Genomic DNA, 17,895 nt, shown 5'->3' on the forward strand with positions numbered 1-17,895 from the left:
GGATAAAACGCGATTCAGGAGGAAAGATTGCAACGAGCACGGTGTTATCTTCTGGGCGAGAGGGCTGTCGTTCTGGAACTGGAACCGCCAATGTCGCTGGAGAGCCAGCAGCGGATATGGGGGCTTGCCGAGCGTCTGAACCATCATGAAGAGGTGCTGGAAGCGATTCCGGGCATGAATAATCTGACGGTGCTGTTGGCGCATCCGCAGCTGGTGGCGCTCGATGCGATTGAACGCTTGCAGCGCTGGTGGGAAGAGAGCGAATCGCTGGCGTTTGACCCACGCGATATCGACATTCCCGTCGTGTATGGCGGAGAGGCAGGGCCGGATTTGGTGGAGGTTGCGGCTCACAGTGGCCTGACAGTGAGTCAGGTTGTGGAAGCACATGCAGCTGCACAGTATGTGGTTTACTTTTTGGGCTTCCAGCCGGGTTTTGCCTACCTCGGCGGATTAAACGAGAAACTGCATATGCCGCGCCGCGCTGAGCCGCGCCTGCGCGTGGCAGCAGGATCGGTCGGGATTGGTGGCGCACAGACGGGGATTTATCCGCTGGCGACGCCGGGTGGCTGGCAGCTGATTGGCCGCACCTCGCTGAAATTGTTTAATCCACAAACGATGCCGCCAACGTTGCTGCGTCCCGGTGATAACGTTCGGTTTTTGCCACAGAAGGAGGGCGTATGCTGAAGGTTATCCATGCCGGATTACATACTTCGGTGCAGGACGGCGGTCGCGTCGGTTTTCGCCGTTTGGGTATCAGCCAGTCAGGTGCGCTCGATCTGCCTGCCCTGACAATGGCCAACCTGCTGGTGGGCAACGTGGAGAATGCTGCCGCGCTGGAAATTACGCTGGGCAAGTTTACCGCAACATTCACTACCGCCTGCTGGGTGGCGCTAACCGGTGCGGACTGTCATGCCGAACTGGACGGAAAACCACTCTGGACAGGCTGGCGTTTCGCCGTGAAGCCGGGACAAACATTGAAAATGCGTATGCCGCGTAACGGAATGCGTAGCTATCTGGCGCTGTCCGGCGGTGTGGATGTGCCGGAAGCGCTTGGTTCGCGCAGTACCGATTTAAAAGCCGGTTTTGGGGGTTTTGACGGACGTTTACTGATGGATGGCGATGAACTTCCGCTGGGAACGCCGACTCGTGAACTGACGCGAGAAGTCGGTATCAAGCAGTTGTTATTCAGCAATCGCGTGCGGGCCTTGCCGGGGCCGGAGTATCAGGAATTCAGTGAAGAGATGCAGGAATTGTTCTGGCGAACCGCCTGGCAGCTGAGTCCACAAAGTAACCGTATGGGCTACCGTTTGTTGGGCGCTGAACTACAGCGTGCCGCATTGCCGGGCAGCAAACCGCGCGAACTGCCATCGCATGGGCTGCTGCCAGGTGTCGTGCAGGTTCCACACAATGGTCACCCTATCGTACTGCTGGCGGATGCGCAGACAACCGGTGGCTACCCGCGTATTGCGACGGTGATTGAAGCGGATTTATTCCATCTGGCACAAATCCGACTCGGCGAGCCGATACATTTTATTCACTGTACGCAGGCACAGGCGCAAAAAGCGGCCGAAGAACAGCGACGTTACCTCGAACAACTGGCGTGGAGGCTGCATGATTATTGATCTGAATGCCGATCTGGGTGAGGGTAGCGAGCATGACGAAGCGCTGCTGAGGCTGGTGACGTCTGCCAATATTGCCTGTGGCTTTCATGCTGGTGACGCACAAACCATGCGTCAGTCGGTGCGTTGGGGAATTGGCTATGGGGTCGCGCTTGGTGCACACCCGAGCTTTCCCGATCGTGAAAATTTTGGCCGTAAGGCGATGAATGTGCCTGCGGAAATTGTCTTTGCACAGGTGGTGTATCAGCTTGGCGCGCTGAGTGCGATTGTTGCAGCTGAAGGGGGCACGCTGTCGCACGTTAAGCCTCACGGTATGCTTTACAATCAGGCTGCGTGTGAACCGGCGCTGGCCGATGCGATAGCCAAGGCGGTGAAGGTGGTGAATCCGGCGTTACGCTTAGTCGGTCTGGCGGGAAGCGAGTTAATCCGCGCTGGGCAACGACTGGGGTTGGAGACGCGTCAGGAAGTGTTCGCCGATCGCTGCTATCTGCCTGACGGATCGCTGGTGCCGCGCACGCAGGCGGGAGCGTTGATTAACAGCGATGAACTGGCGCTGGCGCAGACGCTGGAGATGATTCAACGCCAGCGGGTTAGGGCGATCGATGGCTCCTGGGTTAACGTACAAGCGGATACCGTGTGTATTCACGGCGATGGACAACACGCGCTGCTGTTTGCCCGTAAGCTGCGTAACTGCTTTAGCCAGCATCAGATCGCTGTTGCGGCGGCATAATCATTATTTTTGTATGACGGGGATAACCGATGAAAACCGTTTTGATCACGGCGTTTGAACCTTTTGAGGGCGAAGCGATTAATCCCTCATGGGAAGCGGTAAAAGACCTTCATCAGCGGGAAGTTGGCGGTGCGCGCGTGGTGGCCTGCCGTTTATCTTGCGTCTTCGATCTGTCGCTGGAACAACTTTACCGTGCGATAGCCGAATGGCAGCCGGAAGTGGTGATCGCGGTGGGGCAGGCGGGCGGTCGTACTGATATTTCTGTCGAACGCGTGGCGATTAATATTAATGACGCCCGCATTGCGGATAACCGGGGCAACCAACCGATTGATACGCCGGTGGTGGAAGGCGGGCCTGCGGCCTATTTTTCGACGCTGCCAGTGAAAGCGCTGGTGCAGGCATTGCGTGTGGCGGGTATCCCCGCGTCGGTGTCGCACACTGCAGGGACGTTTGTCTGCAATCATGTGATGTACGGACTTTTACACCAGTTACATCAGCAGGGCGATGTGGTTCACGGCGGATTCGTTCACATTCCCTATTCGCCGGAACAGGCTGCACGACACCCCGGTGAACCGAGCATGCCCACGCCGTTAGTCACGGCGGCGCTGGAAGTGATGATCAAGCAGTCGCTGGTGCAGCAGGTTGATGTGGCGGTGACTGGCGGCTCATTGCATTAATCTGGATCAGTTCTTCGTTTGGTTAATCACGCCCTATCCAGAGCGTCTGATTTTCAGGGAGTAAAGTATGCCAGAAGGACCGGAAATTCGCCGAGCGGCCGATAGGCTGGTTGAGGCCGTCGTGGGCAAAACGCTGACGCGTGTCTGGTTTGCATTTCCAGAATTGAAGCCATACGAGGCAGAATTGATCGGGCAACAGGTCAGGCAGATTGAAACGCGTGGGAAGGCGCTGCTGACCTATTTTAGCAACGATCGGGTGTTGTATAGCCACAATCAGCTCTATGGCGTGTGGCGAGTCGTGAATGCGGGTGAATCACCGGAAACGAAGCGGGATTTGCGCGTCCGGCTGGAAACGCAGGATCGCGCTATTCTGCTCTACAGTGCGTCCGATATTGAAATGCTGACGCCGGAGACGCTCTCGACGCATCCTTTCCTGCAACGTATTGGCCCTGATGTCTTGGATCTCTCTCTGACGTCGGAACAGGTGTGTGAGCGTTTGTTATTACCGCGCTTTCGCCGTCGCCAGTTTAGTGGGCTGCTGCTGGATCAGGCTTTTCTCGCCGGGCTGGGGAATTATCTGCGCGTTGAGATTCTCTGGCAGGCACAGTTAGCCCCCCAACATACGGCAGCTCAGTTGAATAAGGAACAGTTGCAGACGTTGAGTCAGGCGCTGCTGGAGATTCCCCGTTTGTCCTACAACACGCGTGGCACCGTTGATGAGAATCGACATCACGGGGCGATTTTTTCGTTCAAGGTTTTCCATCGTGAAGGGGAATGCTGTGAGCGCTGCGGCGAAATGATTGAAAGAACGATGCTGTCATCACGCCCGTTTTATTGGTGCCCGCATTGCCAGAAGTAATAATGTGAGTGATTTATGCGCAAGATGAATACGTTAATTCCAGAAATGATTGTCTCTGACTTACAAAAGAGTCTGGCGTTTTATTGCCACGTTTTGGGATTTCAGATTGAGTACGACAGGCCTGAAGATAAGTTCGCGTTCCTTTCTTTTCATGGGAGCCAACTGATGCTGGAACAGGATTATTTAACCGAATCGCCCTGGCGTGTGGAGCCTTTAGAACCGCCGTTTGGACGTGGTATGAATTTATCGATTGAGTGCCCGGATGCTCAGGCGCTGGCGGCGACGATTGAACGTGCGGGTTATACGCTACGCAGACCCGTAGAAACGTGCTGGTATCGCGATCATGAGGTGTACCACGGGGAAAGTAATTTTCTGGTACAGGATCCAGATGGCTATTTATTGCGATTCACGCAAAGTTTAGGTTGTAAGTCATCCCTTTAGTACCGTTATAAAAAAGGCCGGATGTGATATCCGGCCTTTTTACACGTACTGAATGGATTAGTCGTGTTTCAGATTGGACGTAAAGTCACGTTTGTCGTAGCCGGTATACAGCTGACGTGGACGGGCAATCTTGATGCCGTCGTCGTGCATTTCGTTCCAATGTGCAATCCAACCCACGGTACGCGCCATCGCGAAGATAACGGTAAACATAGAAGACGGAATCCCCATTGCTTTCAGGATGATACCTGAGTAGAAGTCCACGTTCGGATACAGTTTCTTCTCAATGAAGTACGGGTCGTTCAGCGCGATATTTTCCAGCTCCATCGCCACTTCCAGCAGGTCGTCTTTTCTGCCCAGCTCTTTCAGCACTTCATGGCAGGTTTCACGCATGACTGTTGCGCGTGGATCGTGGTTCTTGTACACGCGGTGGCCGAAGCCCATCAGGCGGAAGGAGTCGTTCTTGTCTTTTGCTCGTTCGATAAACGCCGGAATGTGCTCCACGCTGCTGATTTCTTCCAGCATACGCAGACAAGCTTCGTTCGCGCCGCCGTGCGCTGGTCCCCACAGCGAGGCGATCCCCGCGGCGATACAGGCAAACGGGTTCGCACCTGATGAACCTGCGGTACGCACGGTAGACGTCGAGGCGTTTTGTTCGTGATCGGCATGCAGGATCAGAATACGATCCATGGCACGTTCCAACACCGGATTCACAACATATTCTTCACAAGGGGTGGAGAACATCATGTGCAGGAAGTTACCCGCGTAGGACAAGTTGTTTTTCGGATAAACAAACGGCTGGCCCAGTGAGTATTTGTAGCACATCGCTGCAACGGTCGGCATTTTGGACAGCAGGCGGTAAGCGGCGATCTCACGGTGGCGCTCGTTGCTGATATCCAGCGAGTCGTGGTAGAACGCTGCCAGTGCGCCGGTAACGCCGCATAATACGGCCATTGGATGTGAATCACGACGGAAGCCGTGGAACAGACGGGTAATCTGCTCATGGATCATGGTGTGGCGGGTTACGGTGGTCTTGAAGGTTTCATACTGTTCTACCGTCGGGGTTTCGCCGAACAGCAGGATGTAACAGACTTCAAGATAATTCGATTTTTCAGCCAGTTGGGCAATCGGGAAGCCACGGTGTAGCAGGATACCTTCGTCGCCGTCGATATAGGTAATCTTGGATTCGCAAGATGCGGTAGAGGTAAAGCCGGGGTCAAATGTGAAGTAACCTTTAGAACCGAGGGGACGAATATCAATCTCATCATACCCCAATGTACCTGATAGGACATTTAGCTCAATTGGATCTTTACCCTCTAGAGTAAGTGTTGCTTTTTTATCAGCCATTTACAGTCTCCTTAGCGCTTTAATTTTAAATATTCTCACTGAAGAAATACCGTCATGCCTGTACACCGGGCGAATAATGGCCGGTGAAACTCTGTCGTGACACAGTCGTCAAATAGGATGCAGAGTAAGGCGGATAGCCGCATTCAGGATGAAAAATTCGTTCTCCAGGTAATTAACAATCTCCAGGTAATTAACAACACTCTGAATAGATTGTAGCCATTACCTATGATTTTTACGTGGACTCTCCCCACTGTTACATAAGTTACGCCAGTGTGGAAGTGTCGCCGTTGTGCTTTAACACATCATAAGGAATTCAATCCCCTAGTTGTAATTGAAATGTTGAACTTTTGTCAAATCAGATAATTAATTTTATATAAATTGTGAAATTCGTGATCTAAATCACTGTTCGGGGCAAATGTTACCAAACAGTTTGTATGGGAATTGTAATGGGAATGTGAAGTACCTATACTGCCGACAGGTCTCCGGAATCACCCTGCAGTAGGAGCACCCAGTATGAAAGGATTATGCGCTGTTTAGACACCGGAATGTCGATGTTTGAGCGCGTATCGTAAACCCACTTTTCAGGGCCGTAACTTTCATGCTGTCTGACCCCACATCAGGCCCGGAGGAAGAAACAATAATAAAAGCTGTGTGGGCAAATCCGTGAAAAAACAAAGACCTGTCAATCTGGAATTGCAGACGATCCAGTTCCCCGTTACTGCGATAGCATCTATTCTTCACCGCGTCTCCGGCGTTATCACCTTTGTCGCTGTCGGTATTTTACTGTGGCTGTTAGGCACTTCTCTTTCTTCAGAGGAAGGGTTCCTGCGCGCTGCAGAAATTATGGATAGCTTCATCGTCAAGTTTATCGTTTGGGGCATCCTCGTCGCGTTGGCTTATCACATTGTTGGTGGTATACGTCACCTGTTGATGGATTTTGGCTATATAGAAGAAGACTTTGCCGCAGGTAAGCGTTCTGCAAATATCTCATTTATTATTACTGTCGTGCTTTCAATTCTGGCTGGAGTCCTCGTATGGTAAGCAATGCTTCTGCGTTAGGACGCAATGGCGTACACGATTGGTTACTGATTCGCGCTTCCGCCATCGTCATTGTTCTGTATGTAATTTATATTATTGGTTTTATTGCTACGGCTGGCGACATCACGTATGAAATTTGGCGTGGTTTCTTCGCGATGGCCCTCACCAAAGTATTCACACTGCTAACGTTATTTTCCATTCTGGTTCATGCCTGGATAGGGATGTGGCAAGTGCTGACCGACTACATTAAACCGCTGGCCTTACGCCTGACTTTACAGTTGGCGATTGTGGTTGCGCTGTTGGTGTACGTCATTTATGGAACTATTGTGGTGTGGGGTGCGTGATGAATTTGCCAGTCAGAGAGTTTGATGCAGTTGTTGTTGGCGCGGGTGGTGCAGGTATGCGCGCCGCGCTGCAAATTTCCCAAATGGGCCTGTCCTGTGCCCTGTTATCGAAAGTGTTCCCAACCCGTTCCCATACCGTGTCTGCGCAGGGCGGTATTACCGTTGCGCTGGGCAACACCCATGAGGACAACTGGGAATGGCACATGTACGACACCGTAAAAGGGTCGGACTACATTGGCGATCAGGACGCCATTGAATATATGTGTAAAACCGGCCCAGAAGCGATTCTGGAACTGGAACACATGGGATTACCGTTCTCCCGTCTGGATGATGGCAGCATTTATCAGCGTCCGTTCGGTGGTCAATCCAAGAATTTTGGCGGCGAGCAGGCCGCGCGTACTGCGGCTGCGGCTGACCGTACCGGTCATGCCCTGCTGCATACGCTGTATCAGCAGAACCTGAAAAATCACACCACTATCTTCTCCGAATGGTACGCCCTCGATCTGGTGAAGAATCAGGATGGTGCGGTTGTTGGCTGTACGGCGATCTGTATCGAAACCGGTGAAGTGGTCTATTTCAAAGCGAAAGCGACCGTGCTGGCCACTGGTGGCGCAGGCCGTATCTACCAATCCACGACCAACGCACACATTAATACAGGTGACGGCGTGGGCATGGCGCTGCGTGCTGGCGTTCCGTTGCAGGACATGGAAATGTGGCAGTTCCACCCAACGGGTATTGCTGGTGCGGGTGTGCTGGTGACAGAAGGCTGCCGTGGTGAAGGCGGTTACCTGCTGAACAAGCACGGTGAACGCTTCATGGAGCGCTATGCGCCAAACGCGAAAGATCTGGCTGGCCGTGATGTGGTTGCACGTTCCATTATGATCGAAATTCGTGAAGGCCGTGGCTGTGAAGGCCCGTGGGGACCACACGCCAAGCTGAAACTGGACCATCTGGGTAAAGATGTTCTGGAATCCCGTCTGCCGGGCATTCTGGAGCTGTCTCGCACATTTGCTCACGTCGATCCAGTGAAAGAGCCTATTCCGGTTATCCCAACCTGCCACTACATGATGGGCGGTATTCCGACCAAAGTGAGCGGTCAGGCGTTGACGGTGAATGAGAAAGGCGAAGATGTGGTGATTCCAGGGCTGTTTGCCGTGGGTGAAATTGCCTGCGTCTCGGTTCATGGTGCTAACCGTCTGGGCGGTAACTCGCTGCTTGATTTGGTGGTATTCGGTCGCTCAGCGGGTATTCATCTGCAAGAGTCGTTGAACGAGCAGGGCGAAAGCCGTGATGCCAGCGAATCCGATATTGAAGCCTCGCTCGACCGTCTGAACCGCTGGAACAATACCCGTTCAGGGGAAGATCCGGTTGAAATCCGCAAGGCGCTGCAATCCTGTATGCAGAATAACTTCTCGGTCTTCCGCGAAGGCGATGCGATGGCGAAAGGGTTGGAAGAGCTGAAAGTGATTCGTGAACGCCTGAAAAATGCGCGTTTGGATGACACGTCAAGCGAGTTCAACACCCAGCGCATCGAATGTCTGGAGCTGGATAATCTGATGGAAACCGCGTATGCGACGGCGGTATCGGCTAACTTCCGTACCGAAAGCCGTGGCGCACACAGCCGCTTCGACTACCCAGAGCGCGACGATGAAAATTGGCTGTGCCATTCGTTGTATCTGCCGCAAACCGACAGCATGACGCGCCGTGAGGTGAACATGCAGCCTAAACTGCGTCCGGCGTTCCCGCCGAAAATACGTACTTATTAATCGCGGAGATCAAACGATGAAACTCGAATTTTCTATTTATCGTTACAACCCGGATGTTGATGATGCTCCGCGGATGCAGGATTATCAGTTAGAGGCGGAAGAAGGCCGCGACATGATGCTGCTGGATGCGCTGATGCTGCTAAAAGAACAGGATCCGACGCTTTCATTTCGTCGTTCCTGCCGTGAAGGCGTCTGTGGTTCTGACGGCGTCAACATGAACGGCAAAAATGGGCTGGCCTGTATTACGCCCGTTTCTGCGTTACGTCGCGGAAACAGCAAAATTGTTATCCGTCCTTTACCTGGATTACCGGTTGTTCGTGATTTGGTAGTGGACATGGGACAGTTCTATGCTCAATATGAGAAAATAAAGCCTTACCTGTTGAATAATGGGAAAAATCCGCCGGCGCGTGAGCATCTGCAATCGCCTGAACAACGTGCCAAGTTGGATGGGTTGTATGAATGCATCATGTGTGCCTGCTGTTCAACGTCTTGCCCGTCGTTCTGGTGGAACCCGGACAAGTTTGTCGGACCTGCGGGGCTGCTGGCAGCGTACCGCTTCCTGATTGACAGTCGCGATACGGAAAGTAAGCCACGACTGGACGATCTGGACGATGCATTCAGCGTTTTCCGCTGCCACGGTATCATGAACTGCGTCAACGTGTGTCCGAAAGGGTTGAACCCGACCAAGGCTATTGGTCATATTAAATCGATGCTGTTGCACCGTAGCGCGTAATGACTCGTCAGTACGTAACGTGTTATTGCATAAAGATTAAGTAGTAAAACATGTATCTCCCTCTGAAGTTGCTATTCTTCAGAGGGAGCGCAGGAAACCTTTAAAAACCGGCTTACGCGCCCGAACCGGTTTTTAAAGGTTCCTTAGGGGGGATGGATACCCTAAGCGTGTACCGAAGTACGACAAGTGAACCGTTTTTACGGCGAACAATATACGGATACTAATTACATGTTAACCACGGCGAAAACTGAAGCTTATTAGCTTAAGGGATCATAATGCAGAACGGCGCGATGAAGGCCTGGCTGGATTCCTCCTATTTGGCGGGTGCGAATCAGTCCTACATAGAGCAACTCTATGAAGATTTTTTAACCGATCCTGACTCGATCGAACATAGCTGGCGCTCTATCTTCCAGCAATTGCCTACGAGTGGGGTCAAACCGGATCAACTCCATTCCAAAACGCGTGAATATTTCCGCCGTCTGGCGAAAGACTCTTCGCGCTTTACCTCGTCAGTCACCGATCCCGATATTGATGCTAAGCAGGTCAAGGTATTGCAGCTGATCAATGCGTTCCGCTTCCGTGGACATCAGCAAGCTAACCTGGACCCGATCTTCCTGCGCCCGCAGGAACCTGTTGCAGAATTGGATCTGGATTACCACAACCTGACGCAGGATGATCTGCAGGAATCCTTCAATGTGGGGTCTTTTGCTATCGGCAAAGACACCATGAAGCTGGAAGATCTGTATGACGCGCTGAAACGCACCTATTGCGGTTCTATTGGTGCGGAATATATGCACATGACCAGTACGGAAGAGAAACGTTGGATCCAGCAGCGTATCGAATCGGTAATGGGGCAGCCGTCATTTTCTCTCGAAGAAAAACGCCGTTTCCTGAAGGAGTTAACTGCAGCCGAAGGGCTGGAGCGTTATCTGGGTGCCAAATATCCTGGTGCCAAGCGTTTCTCGTTGGAAGGCGGTGATGCACTGGTTCCGATGCTGAAAGAACTGATTCGCCATGCGGGTGCAAACGATACTCGCGAAGTGGTATTGGGGATGGCACACCGTGGTCGCCTCAACGTGCTGATCAACGTATTGGGCAAAAAGTCTCAGGATCTGTTCGACGAGTTTGCCGGTAAGCATAAAGAACACTTGGGCACCGGTGACGTAAAATATCATCAGGGCTTCTCGTCTGAATTCGAGACGGCTGGTGGTCTGGTGCATTTGGCGCTGGCGTTCAACCCATCGCATCTGGAGATCGTCAGTCCGGTAGTGACGGGCTCGGTACGTGCGCGTCTCGATCGCCTGAATAGCCAAAGCGGCCCGCGTGTTTTACCTATCACCATTCACGGCGATGCGGCAATTAGCGGCCAGGGCGTAGTGCAGGAGCTGTTGAACATGTCAACGGTGCGTGGCTACGAAGTTGGCGGCACACTGCGTATTGTGATCAACAACCGTATCGGCTTCACTACCTCTAACCCGCTGGATATTCGCTCAACCGAATACTGTACCGATATCGGCAAGATGGTGCAGGCACCGATTTTCCACGTTAACGCAGACGACCCGGAAGCGGTGGCGTTTGTTACGCGTCTGGCGCTGGATTTCCGTAATGAGTTTAAGCGTGATGTGTTCATCGATCTGATTTGTTATCGCCGTCATGGTCATAACGAAGCTGACGAGCCAAGTGCAACGCAGCCGATGATGTACCAGAAGATCAAGAAACACCCGACGCCGCGTAAGGTATACGCCGATCGTCTGGAGCAGGAAAAATCCATCACGCTGGAAGATGCCACCGAGATGGTCAACCTGTACCGCGATGCGCTGGATGCGGGTGAATGCGTGGTGGAAGAATGGCGTCAGATGGATATGCAGTCCTTTACCTGGACGCCGTATCTGAACCATGAGTGGGATGAACCCTATCCGCACGCAACAGAAATGAAGCGTTTGCAGGAACTGGCGAAGCGTATCAGTGAAGTGCCGGAAGGGATTGATATCCATCCTCGCGTTGCCAAGGTTTATAACGACCGTGCCGAAATGGCGGCGGGCAACAAACCATTTGACTGGGGCGGGGCAGAAACGCTGGCTTACGCCACGTTGGTCGATGAAGGCATTCCGATTCGCTTGTCTGGTGAGGACAGTGGTCGCGGTACGTTCTTCCATCGCCATGCTGTGGTGCATAACCAGAAAAATGGTTCCAGCTACACGCCGTTGAACCACGTACACAACGGGCAGGGCGAGTTCAATGTTTGGGACTCCGTATTGTCTGAAGAGGCGATTCTGGCGTTTGAATACGGCTATGCGACCGCAGAACCACGCACCCTAACCATCTGGGAAGCGCAGTTTGGTGACTTCGCCAACGGTGCGCAGGTCGTTATCGACCAGTTCATCAGCTCCGGTGAGCAGAAGTGGGGCCGTATGTGTGGTCTGGTCATGCTGCTGCCGCACGGTTACGAAGGTCAAGGTCCAGAGCACTCGTCTGCCAGACTGGAACGTTATCTGCAATTGTGCGCTGAGCAAAATATGCAGGTTTGTATTCCGTCAACGCCAGCACAGGTGTATCACATGCTTCGCCGTCAGGCGCTGCGCGGTATGCGCCGTCCGTTGGTGGTCATGTCACCGAAATCTCTGTTGCGCCATCCGCTGGCGATTTCTTCACTGGATGAACTGGCAAATGGTTCCTTCCAGCCGGCGATTGGTGAAGTAGAAGAATTAGATCCGGCAGCCGTGAAGCGTGTCGTGCTTTGTTCCGGTAAGGTCTACTATGATTTGGTGGAACAGCGCCGCAAGAACGAGCAAAAAAATGTCGCGATCGTCCGTATCGAACAGCTTTATCCGTTCCCGCATCAGTCCGTTCAAGCTGCGCTGGAACCGTTTGCCCATGTTCACGATTTCGTGTGGTGTCAGGAAGAGCCGCTGAATCAGGGAGCCTGGTATTGCAGTCAGCACCATTTCCGTGAAGTGATTCCGTTTGGGGCTTCTTTACGTTACGCAGGACGCCCGGCGTCTGCATCACCCGCCGTTGGCTATATGTCCGTACACCAGAAACAACAGCAAGATCTGGTTGATGACGCGCTGAACGTTGATTAAATAAAAGGATAGATAATGAGTAGCGTAGATATTCATGTACCCGACCTGCCTGAATCCGTCGCTGACGCCACCGTTGCTACCTGGCATAAAAAACCAGGCGATAGCGTTCAGCGTGATGAAGTGCTGGTTGAAATTGAAACTGACAAAGTTGTCCTGGAAGTGCCTGCCTCTGAAGCGGGCATTCTGGATGCCGTGCTGGAAGAAGAAGGCGCGACCGTAACGTCTCGCCAGCTACTGGGTCGTATTCGCCGTGGCGATAGTTCCGGTAAAGAAACCAGCGAGAAGTCACAGAGCAAAGAATCAACACCAGCCCAGCGCCATACCGCTGGGCTGGAAGAAGAGAACAGTGACGCGCTCAGCCCGGCAATCCGCCGTCTGATTGCAGAGCACGATCTCGATGCATCTGCTATCAAAGGCAGCGGCGTAGGCGGTCGAATTACCCGTGAAGACGTGGATAAGCATTTGGCTGCCCAGAAGGCAGAATCTGGTAAAGCGGCTAAGTCCGAGGCTCCGGCGGCTTCTCCGGCACCCGCTCTGGGCGCGCGCAGCGAAAAACGCGTACCGATGACGCGTCTGCGTAAGCGTGTTGCAGAACGTCTGCTGGAAGCGAAAAACAGCACGGCAATGTTGACGACGTTCAACGAAATCAACATGCAGCCAATCATGGATCTGCGCAAGCAGTACGGCGACGCATTTGAGAAGCGTCACGGTGTGCGTCTGGGCTTCATGTCCTTCTACATCAAAGCTGTGGTCGAAGCGCTGAAGCGTTATCCAGAAGTGAATGCGTCTATTGATGGCGAAGATGTGGTGTACCACAACTACTTCGATGTCAGCATCGCGGTATCTACCCCGCGTGGTCTGGTTACGCCAGTGCTGCGTGATGTGGATGCGCTGGGCATGGCCGACATCGAGAAGCGTATCAAAGAGCTGGCTGTGAAAGGCCGTGACGGCAAACTCACGGTTGAAGAATTGCTGGGTGGCAACTTCACGATTACCAACGGCGGCGTCTTTGGTTCTCTGATGTCTACCCCGATCATTAACCCACCGCAGAGTGCGATTCTGGGTATGCACGCCATTAAAGATCGCCCGATGGCGGTTGATGGTCAGGTCGTTATTCTGCCGATGATGTATCTGGCGCTGTCTTACGATCACCGTTTGGTCGACGGCCGTGAGTCCGTTGGCTTCCTGGTGACAGTGAAAGAGATGCTGGAAGATCCAGCGCGTCTACTGTTAGACGTTTAGTCCGACAGATAGGCTCTCGGGCGGATAACCCTGACGGTTTCCGCCCGAAACGATATACCAGATTATGTGCTATGCAGGCCGTTTTTCTCAGCGGCGTTATCCAAATATATCAGAGAGTTAATGGCGCTTTTCTCTACCGAAAGACTCGGTGATGAAAAACCGTCTGCCGACTTATCTCCAAACCTAAATGGATAGAACATCATGAATTTACACGAGTATCAGGCAAAACAACTCTTTGCTCGATATGGTTTACCGGCACCAACCGGCTATGCCTGTACCACACCGCGTGAAGCGGAAGAAGCCGCGTCTAAAATTGGTGCGGGTCCGTGGGTCGTAAAATGTCAGGTTCACGCAGGCGGTCGCGGTAAAGCGGGCGGCGTTAAAGTCGTCAGCAACAAAGAAGATATCCGCGCCTTTGCTGAAAACTGGCTGGGTAAAAAACTCGTTACTTATCAAACTGACGCACAGGGTCAGCCGGTTCATCAGATCCTGGTTGAAGCCGCAACGGACATCGACAAAGAGCTGTATCTGGGCGCGGTTGTTGACCGTGGCACGCGTCGCGTGGTGTTCATGGCGTCCACCGAAGGTGGCGTAGAAATTGAAAAAGTGGCGGAAGAAACGCCGGAGCTGATTCATAAAGCGGCGATCGATCCACTGGTCGGCCCACAGCCTTATCAGGGCCGTGAACTGGCCTTCAAACTGGGTCTGAGCGGTAAGCAAGTGGCTCAGTTCACCAAAATCTTCATGGGGCTGGCGACGCTGTTCCTTGAGCGCGATCTGGCGCTGGTAGAAATCAACCCGCTGGTTATCACCAAGCAGGGCGATCTGATCTGTCTGGATGGCAAGCTGGGTGCGGACGGCAATGCCCTGTTCCGTCAGCCTGAGCTGCGTGAAATGCGTGACCCAAGTCAGGAAGATTCTCGTGAAGCGCATGCGGCGCAGTGGGAACTGAACTATGTTGCGCTGGACGGTAACATTGGCTGTATGGTCAACGGTGCGGGTCTGGCGATGGGCACGATGGACATCGTGAAGCTGCACGGCGGTTCTCCTGCTAACTTCCTCGATGTAGGCGGCGGCGCGACGAAAGAACGTGTTACTGAAGCGTTCAAAATCATCCTGTCTGACGACAAGGTAAAAGCCGTCTTTGTTAACATCTTTGGTGGCATCGTACGTTGTGATTTGATCGCTGACGGTATCATCGGTGCGGTAGCCGAAGTGGGCGTTAACGTACCGGTTGTTGTACGTCTTGAAGGAAACAATGCGGAACTGGGTGCCAAGAAACTGGCGGATAGCGGCCTGAATATTATTGCCGCGACCAGCCTGACGGGTGCAGCTCAGCAGGTTGTTGCAGCAGTGGGGGGTAAATAATGTCCATTCTGATTAATAAAAATACCAAAGTTATCTGTCAGGGTTTTACCGGTAGTCAGGGGACATTCCACTCTGAGCAAGCACTTGCTTACGGTACGCAAATGGTCGGTGGTGTGACGCCGGGTAAAGGCGGCACGGAACATCTGGGTCTGCCCGTATTTAATACGGTGCGTGAAGCGGTAGAAGCGACGGGCGCAACGGCATCGGTTATCTACGTTCCCGCTCCGTTCTGTAAAGACTCCATTCTGGAAGCGATTGACGCAGGCATCGAGCTGATTATCTGTATCACCGAAGGTATCCCGACGCTGGATATGCTGACGGTGAAAGTGAAACTCGATCAGAGCGGCGTGCGGATGATCGGCCCGAACTGCCCAGGTGTGATCACACCGGGCGAATGTAAGATCGGTATTATGCCGGGCCATATTCACCTGCCGGGTAAAGTCGGTATCGTTTCTCGCTCCGGTACGCTGACGTATGAAGCGGTGAAGCAAACGACCGATGCTGGTTTGGGTCAGTCCAGCTGTGTAGGTATCGGCGGCGACCCGATCCCAGGCTCTAACTTCATCGATATCCTGAAGCTGTTTGAGCAGGATCCACAGACGGAAGCCATCGTGATGATCGGTGAAATCGGTGGTACGGCAGAAGAAGAAGCTGCGGCGTACATTAAAGAGCACGTGACGAAGCCAGTTGTCGGTTACATCGCAGGTGTGACGGCACCGAAAGGTAAGCGCATGGGCCACGCTGGCGCCATCATCGCGGGTGGTAAAGGTACCGCTGACGATAAATTCGCAGCGTTAGAAGCGGCGGGTGTTAAAACCGTTCGCAGCCTGGCGGATATCGGCGATGCAGTAAAAGCGATATTATCGCGTTAATCGATGAGTCGATTAAATATACCAGCCACCTTCGGGTGGCTTTTTTTATTCCAATTTGGCTGTCTGGTATAATTGGCATAATTGAATTACGCATGACTTCTACGGGGGGTTATTGGATAATTCGCGCGCCTGTAAAGGGCTGTTAGCGATAAAAAGAAGTGATGATTACCTCATTTGTGATGTGTAAGCAGGGAATGATTAATTAATTTGCCTTAAGGGGATGTTGTGTGAAAGGAAATATAAAAGTGCTAGTTCTGGCACTATCTGCATTTACCTGTGCAGTCAGTGCACAGTCTATTAATATTGAAGTGCTAAGTGCGACTGTCAAAGATAAAAAAATTGATGATGCAACGGTTATTTTACAGAAGAACGGTGCGCAGTCAGTGACTGCTCGTTCTGACGTCGCAGGCCGTGCGGCGCTCAACGCGCCATTCGACGTCGATCAAGACAGTCTGCTGATCATTAAAAAAGCAGGGTATTCCGATCTGGTAGTGAAATGCCCGTGTGATGGTATGACCTATGCGATTAGTCCAGTAATGAAAAGCCTGGACGGGATGCGAATTGTATTAACCTGGGGTGAAAAACCTGACGATTTAGATTCCCACCTTATTTATCCAGGTAATCATATTTATTTCAGCCACAAAAATGGACGCGATGCTAATCTTGATGTCGATGACACAGATAGCTTTGGGCCAGAAACGATCACGATTGATAAAAAGCGTTTAGGCGAAAGTTATATTTATGCCGTTCATGATTATTCAAATAGTGAGAAGGCGAATTCATTAGCGCTTTCCGCAAGTCGTGCAAAAGTATTTGTCTATGTGGGAAGCTCACAGGTACGGTCGTATTCCGTCCCGCTGAATAAGACAGGGAATATCTGGACGGTTTTCCGTCTTAACCCTAACGGTGATTTTGAAGATATCAATGCGGTTGGCGAGGCCGATTTCACCAAAGTGAAGGACAGCGATGTGCTGCCAATGGTGCTTAACCCGGCGCAGACGGCAGCTTCCGTTACTGGGAATACCGCGCTGGCAAAAAGCCTCAATCGTGACGGCGAAGCCGCCTATGGACGAGGTGAGCTAGAGCAGGCCACCACACTCTTCCTGGCAGCGATCGATCAGGACAGCGCGTTTGGTCAGGCATATAGCAACCTTGGCCTGACCTATCAAAAGCGGGGCAACATCGCCGAAGCCATTTGGGCCAACCGTAAAGCAATTGCGCTGGCAAATGGCAGCAACGCGGCAACCACGCGTGCCAGTTCGTACTACAACATTGCAAAAATCTACGAGAATGCGGGTCAGTTTAGCGATGCACTCCAGCATTATGAGCTTGCAAGAAGCCAGAAAAGTAACACGGTTTACGATAACGCCATTGAACGCATGAAAGCGAAGAGGTAAATCGCAGCATCTTGCTACGGATCACCTAACCTGTAACCACTGCGGAGGCCTTTTGGTCTCCGCTTTGGCATGGCGCGTTACAAACAGGCGGTACATGGGGGAAAGGCAGGGGAATTCACGGCGAAAATACAGCGCGGTTGTCAGCAAGAAAAAATAGAAATTTGACATAAAATAGAAGATAAAAAATGCATGTAAATAATCGATAACGGGAAGTAAAAATTATATTGCCGAATTAATTTTAATTAAACCTAAAAGTCACATTGCATTAACAATAAGTGTAATAAGGAAATTAATGCAACGCGACAATCACGAGAAAAGCGTTAAATTGTTTTAGATCAAAAAACGCCTCTGGATATAATTTCTGAAATAGGCTTAAATTGCG

16 protein-coding genes are annotated in these 17,895 nt (G+C 52.2%); 15 read left to right on the forward strand and 1 reads right to left on the reverse strand.

Annotated elements, in window-relative coordinates:
- Window positions 1-27: 27 nt before the first annotated feature.
- The 6 genes from pxpB (at window position 28) to EO763_RS06900 (ending at window position 4,326) form a co-directional block, all read left to right on the forward strand.
- Window positions 28-684, forward strand: coding sequence for a 5-oxoprolinase subunit PxpB (pxpB, locus tag EO763_RS06875; protein ID WP_103860234.1), 657 nt, complete (start codon window positions 28-30; stop codon window positions 682-684).
- Window positions 678-1,622, forward strand: a complete 945-nt coding sequence (gene pxpC / locus EO763_RS06880) for a 5-oxoprolinase subunit PxpC (protein WP_161528479.1) — start codon at window positions 678-680, stop codon at window positions 1,620-1,622. The genes pxpB and pxpC overlap by 7 nt, the downstream gene beginning before the upstream one ends.
- Window positions 1,612-2,349 (forward strand): 5-oxoprolinase subunit PxpA, encoded by a 738-nt coding sequence (gene pxpA / locus EO763_RS06885; protein ID WP_161528480.1) that lies wholly within the window; start codon window positions 1,612-1,614, stop codon window positions 2,347-2,349. The genes pxpC and pxpA overlap by 11 nt, the downstream gene beginning before the upstream one ends.
- Before the next feature lie 29 nt (window positions 2,350-2,378).
- Window positions 2,379-3,026: a pyroglutamyl-peptidase I gene (gene pcp / locus EO763_RS06890; RefSeq protein WP_161528481.1), complete on the forward strand. Its 648-nt coding sequence runs from the start codon at window positions 2,379-2,381 to the stop codon at window positions 3,024-3,026.
- Window positions 3,027-3,093: 67 nt separating this feature from the next.
- The gene (gene nei / locus EO763_RS06895; protein ID WP_161528482.1) at window positions 3,094-3,885 is read left to right on the forward strand and encodes an endonuclease VIII; all 792 of its coding nucleotides are present in this window, start codon (window positions 3,094-3,096) and stop codon (window positions 3,883-3,885) included.
- Window positions 3,886-3,900: 15 nt separating this feature from the next.
- A complete protein-coding gene (locus EO763_RS06900; RefSeq protein WP_039482756.1) occupies window positions 3,901-4,326 on the forward strand; it encodes a bleomycin resistance protein in 426 nt (141 codons plus the stop codon).
- 57 nt (window positions 4,327-4,383) lie between these two features.
- Here EO763_RS06900 and EO763_RS06905 read toward each other — a convergent pair whose 3' ends face one another.
- The gene (locus EO763_RS06905) at window positions 4,384-5,670 is read right to left on the reverse strand and encodes a citrate synthase (RefSeq protein ID WP_161528483.1); all 1,287 of its coding nucleotides are present in this window, start codon (window positions 5,668-5,670) and stop codon (window positions 4,384-4,386) included.
- Between the two features lie 651 nt (window positions 5,671-6,321).
- On the opposite strand from EO763_RS06905, the gene sdhC reads away from it, so the two are divergent.
- From sdhC to EO763_RS06950, 9 genes are all read left to right on the forward strand, one after another.
- Complete coding sequence (gene sdhC / locus EO763_RS06910; protein ID WP_010284996.1) at window positions 6,322-6,711, forward strand: succinate dehydrogenase cytochrome b556 subunit; 390 nt, start codon at window positions 6,322-6,324, stop codon at window positions 6,709-6,711.
- Window positions 6,705-7,052 (forward strand): succinate dehydrogenase membrane anchor subunit, encoded by a 348-nt coding sequence (gene sdhD, locus EO763_RS06915; RefSeq protein ID WP_010284997.1) that lies wholly within the window; start codon window positions 6,705-6,707, stop codon window positions 7,050-7,052. Before sdhC ends, sdhD begins: the two co-directional genes overlap by 7 nt.
- Window positions 7,052-8,818: a succinate dehydrogenase flavoprotein subunit gene (sdhA, locus tag EO763_RS06920; RefSeq protein ID WP_039482751.1), complete on the forward strand. Its 1,767-nt coding sequence runs from the start codon at window positions 7,052-7,054 to the stop codon at window positions 8,816-8,818. The genes sdhD and sdhA overlap by 1 nt, the downstream gene beginning before the upstream one ends.
- 16 nt (window positions 8,819-8,834) lie before the next feature.
- Window positions 8,835-9,551, forward strand: a complete 717-nt coding sequence (locus tag EO763_RS06925; RefSeq protein WP_161528484.1) for a succinate dehydrogenase iron-sulfur subunit — start codon at window positions 8,835-8,837, stop codon at window positions 9,549-9,551.
- Window positions 9,552-9,826: 275 nt separating this feature from the next.
- Window positions 9,827-12,634, forward strand: coding sequence for a 2-oxoglutarate dehydrogenase E1 component (gene sucA / locus EO763_RS06930; protein ID WP_161528485.1), 2,808 nt, complete (start codon window positions 9,827-9,829; stop codon window positions 12,632-12,634).
- Between the two features lie 15 nt (window positions 12,635-12,649).
- Window positions 12,650-13,876: a 2-oxoglutarate dehydrogenase complex dihydrolipoyllysine-residue succinyltransferase gene (gene odhB / locus EO763_RS06935; protein ID WP_161528486.1), complete on the forward strand. Its 1,227-nt coding sequence runs from the start codon at window positions 12,650-12,652 to the stop codon at window positions 13,874-13,876.
- A gap of 201 nt (window positions 13,877-14,077) precedes the next feature.
- Entirely contained in the window at window positions 14,078-15,244 is a 1,167-nt protein-coding gene (sucC, locus tag EO763_RS06940) for an ADP-forming succinate--CoA ligase subunit beta (RefSeq protein ID WP_161528487.1), read from the forward strand.
- Window positions 15,244-16,116 (forward strand): succinate--CoA ligase subunit alpha, encoded by an 873-nt coding sequence (sucD, locus tag EO763_RS06945; RefSeq protein ID WP_010285005.1) that lies wholly within the window; start codon window positions 15,244-15,246, stop codon window positions 16,114-16,116. Before sucC ends, sucD begins: the two co-directional genes overlap by 1 nt.
- A 227-nt stretch (window positions 16,117-16,343) precedes the next feature.
- Entirely contained in the window at window positions 16,344-17,513 is a 1,170-nt protein-coding gene (locus tag EO763_RS06950) for a YfaP family protein (RefSeq protein ID WP_161528488.1), read from the forward strand.
- The last annotated feature ends 382 nt before the right edge of the window (window positions 17,514-17,895 follow it).

It is taken from the genome of Pectobacterium odoriferum, from assembly GCF_009931295.1.
Taxonomy (GTDB): domain Bacteria; phylum Pseudomonadota; class Gammaproteobacteria; order Enterobacterales; family Enterobacteriaceae; genus Pectobacterium; species Pectobacterium odoriferum.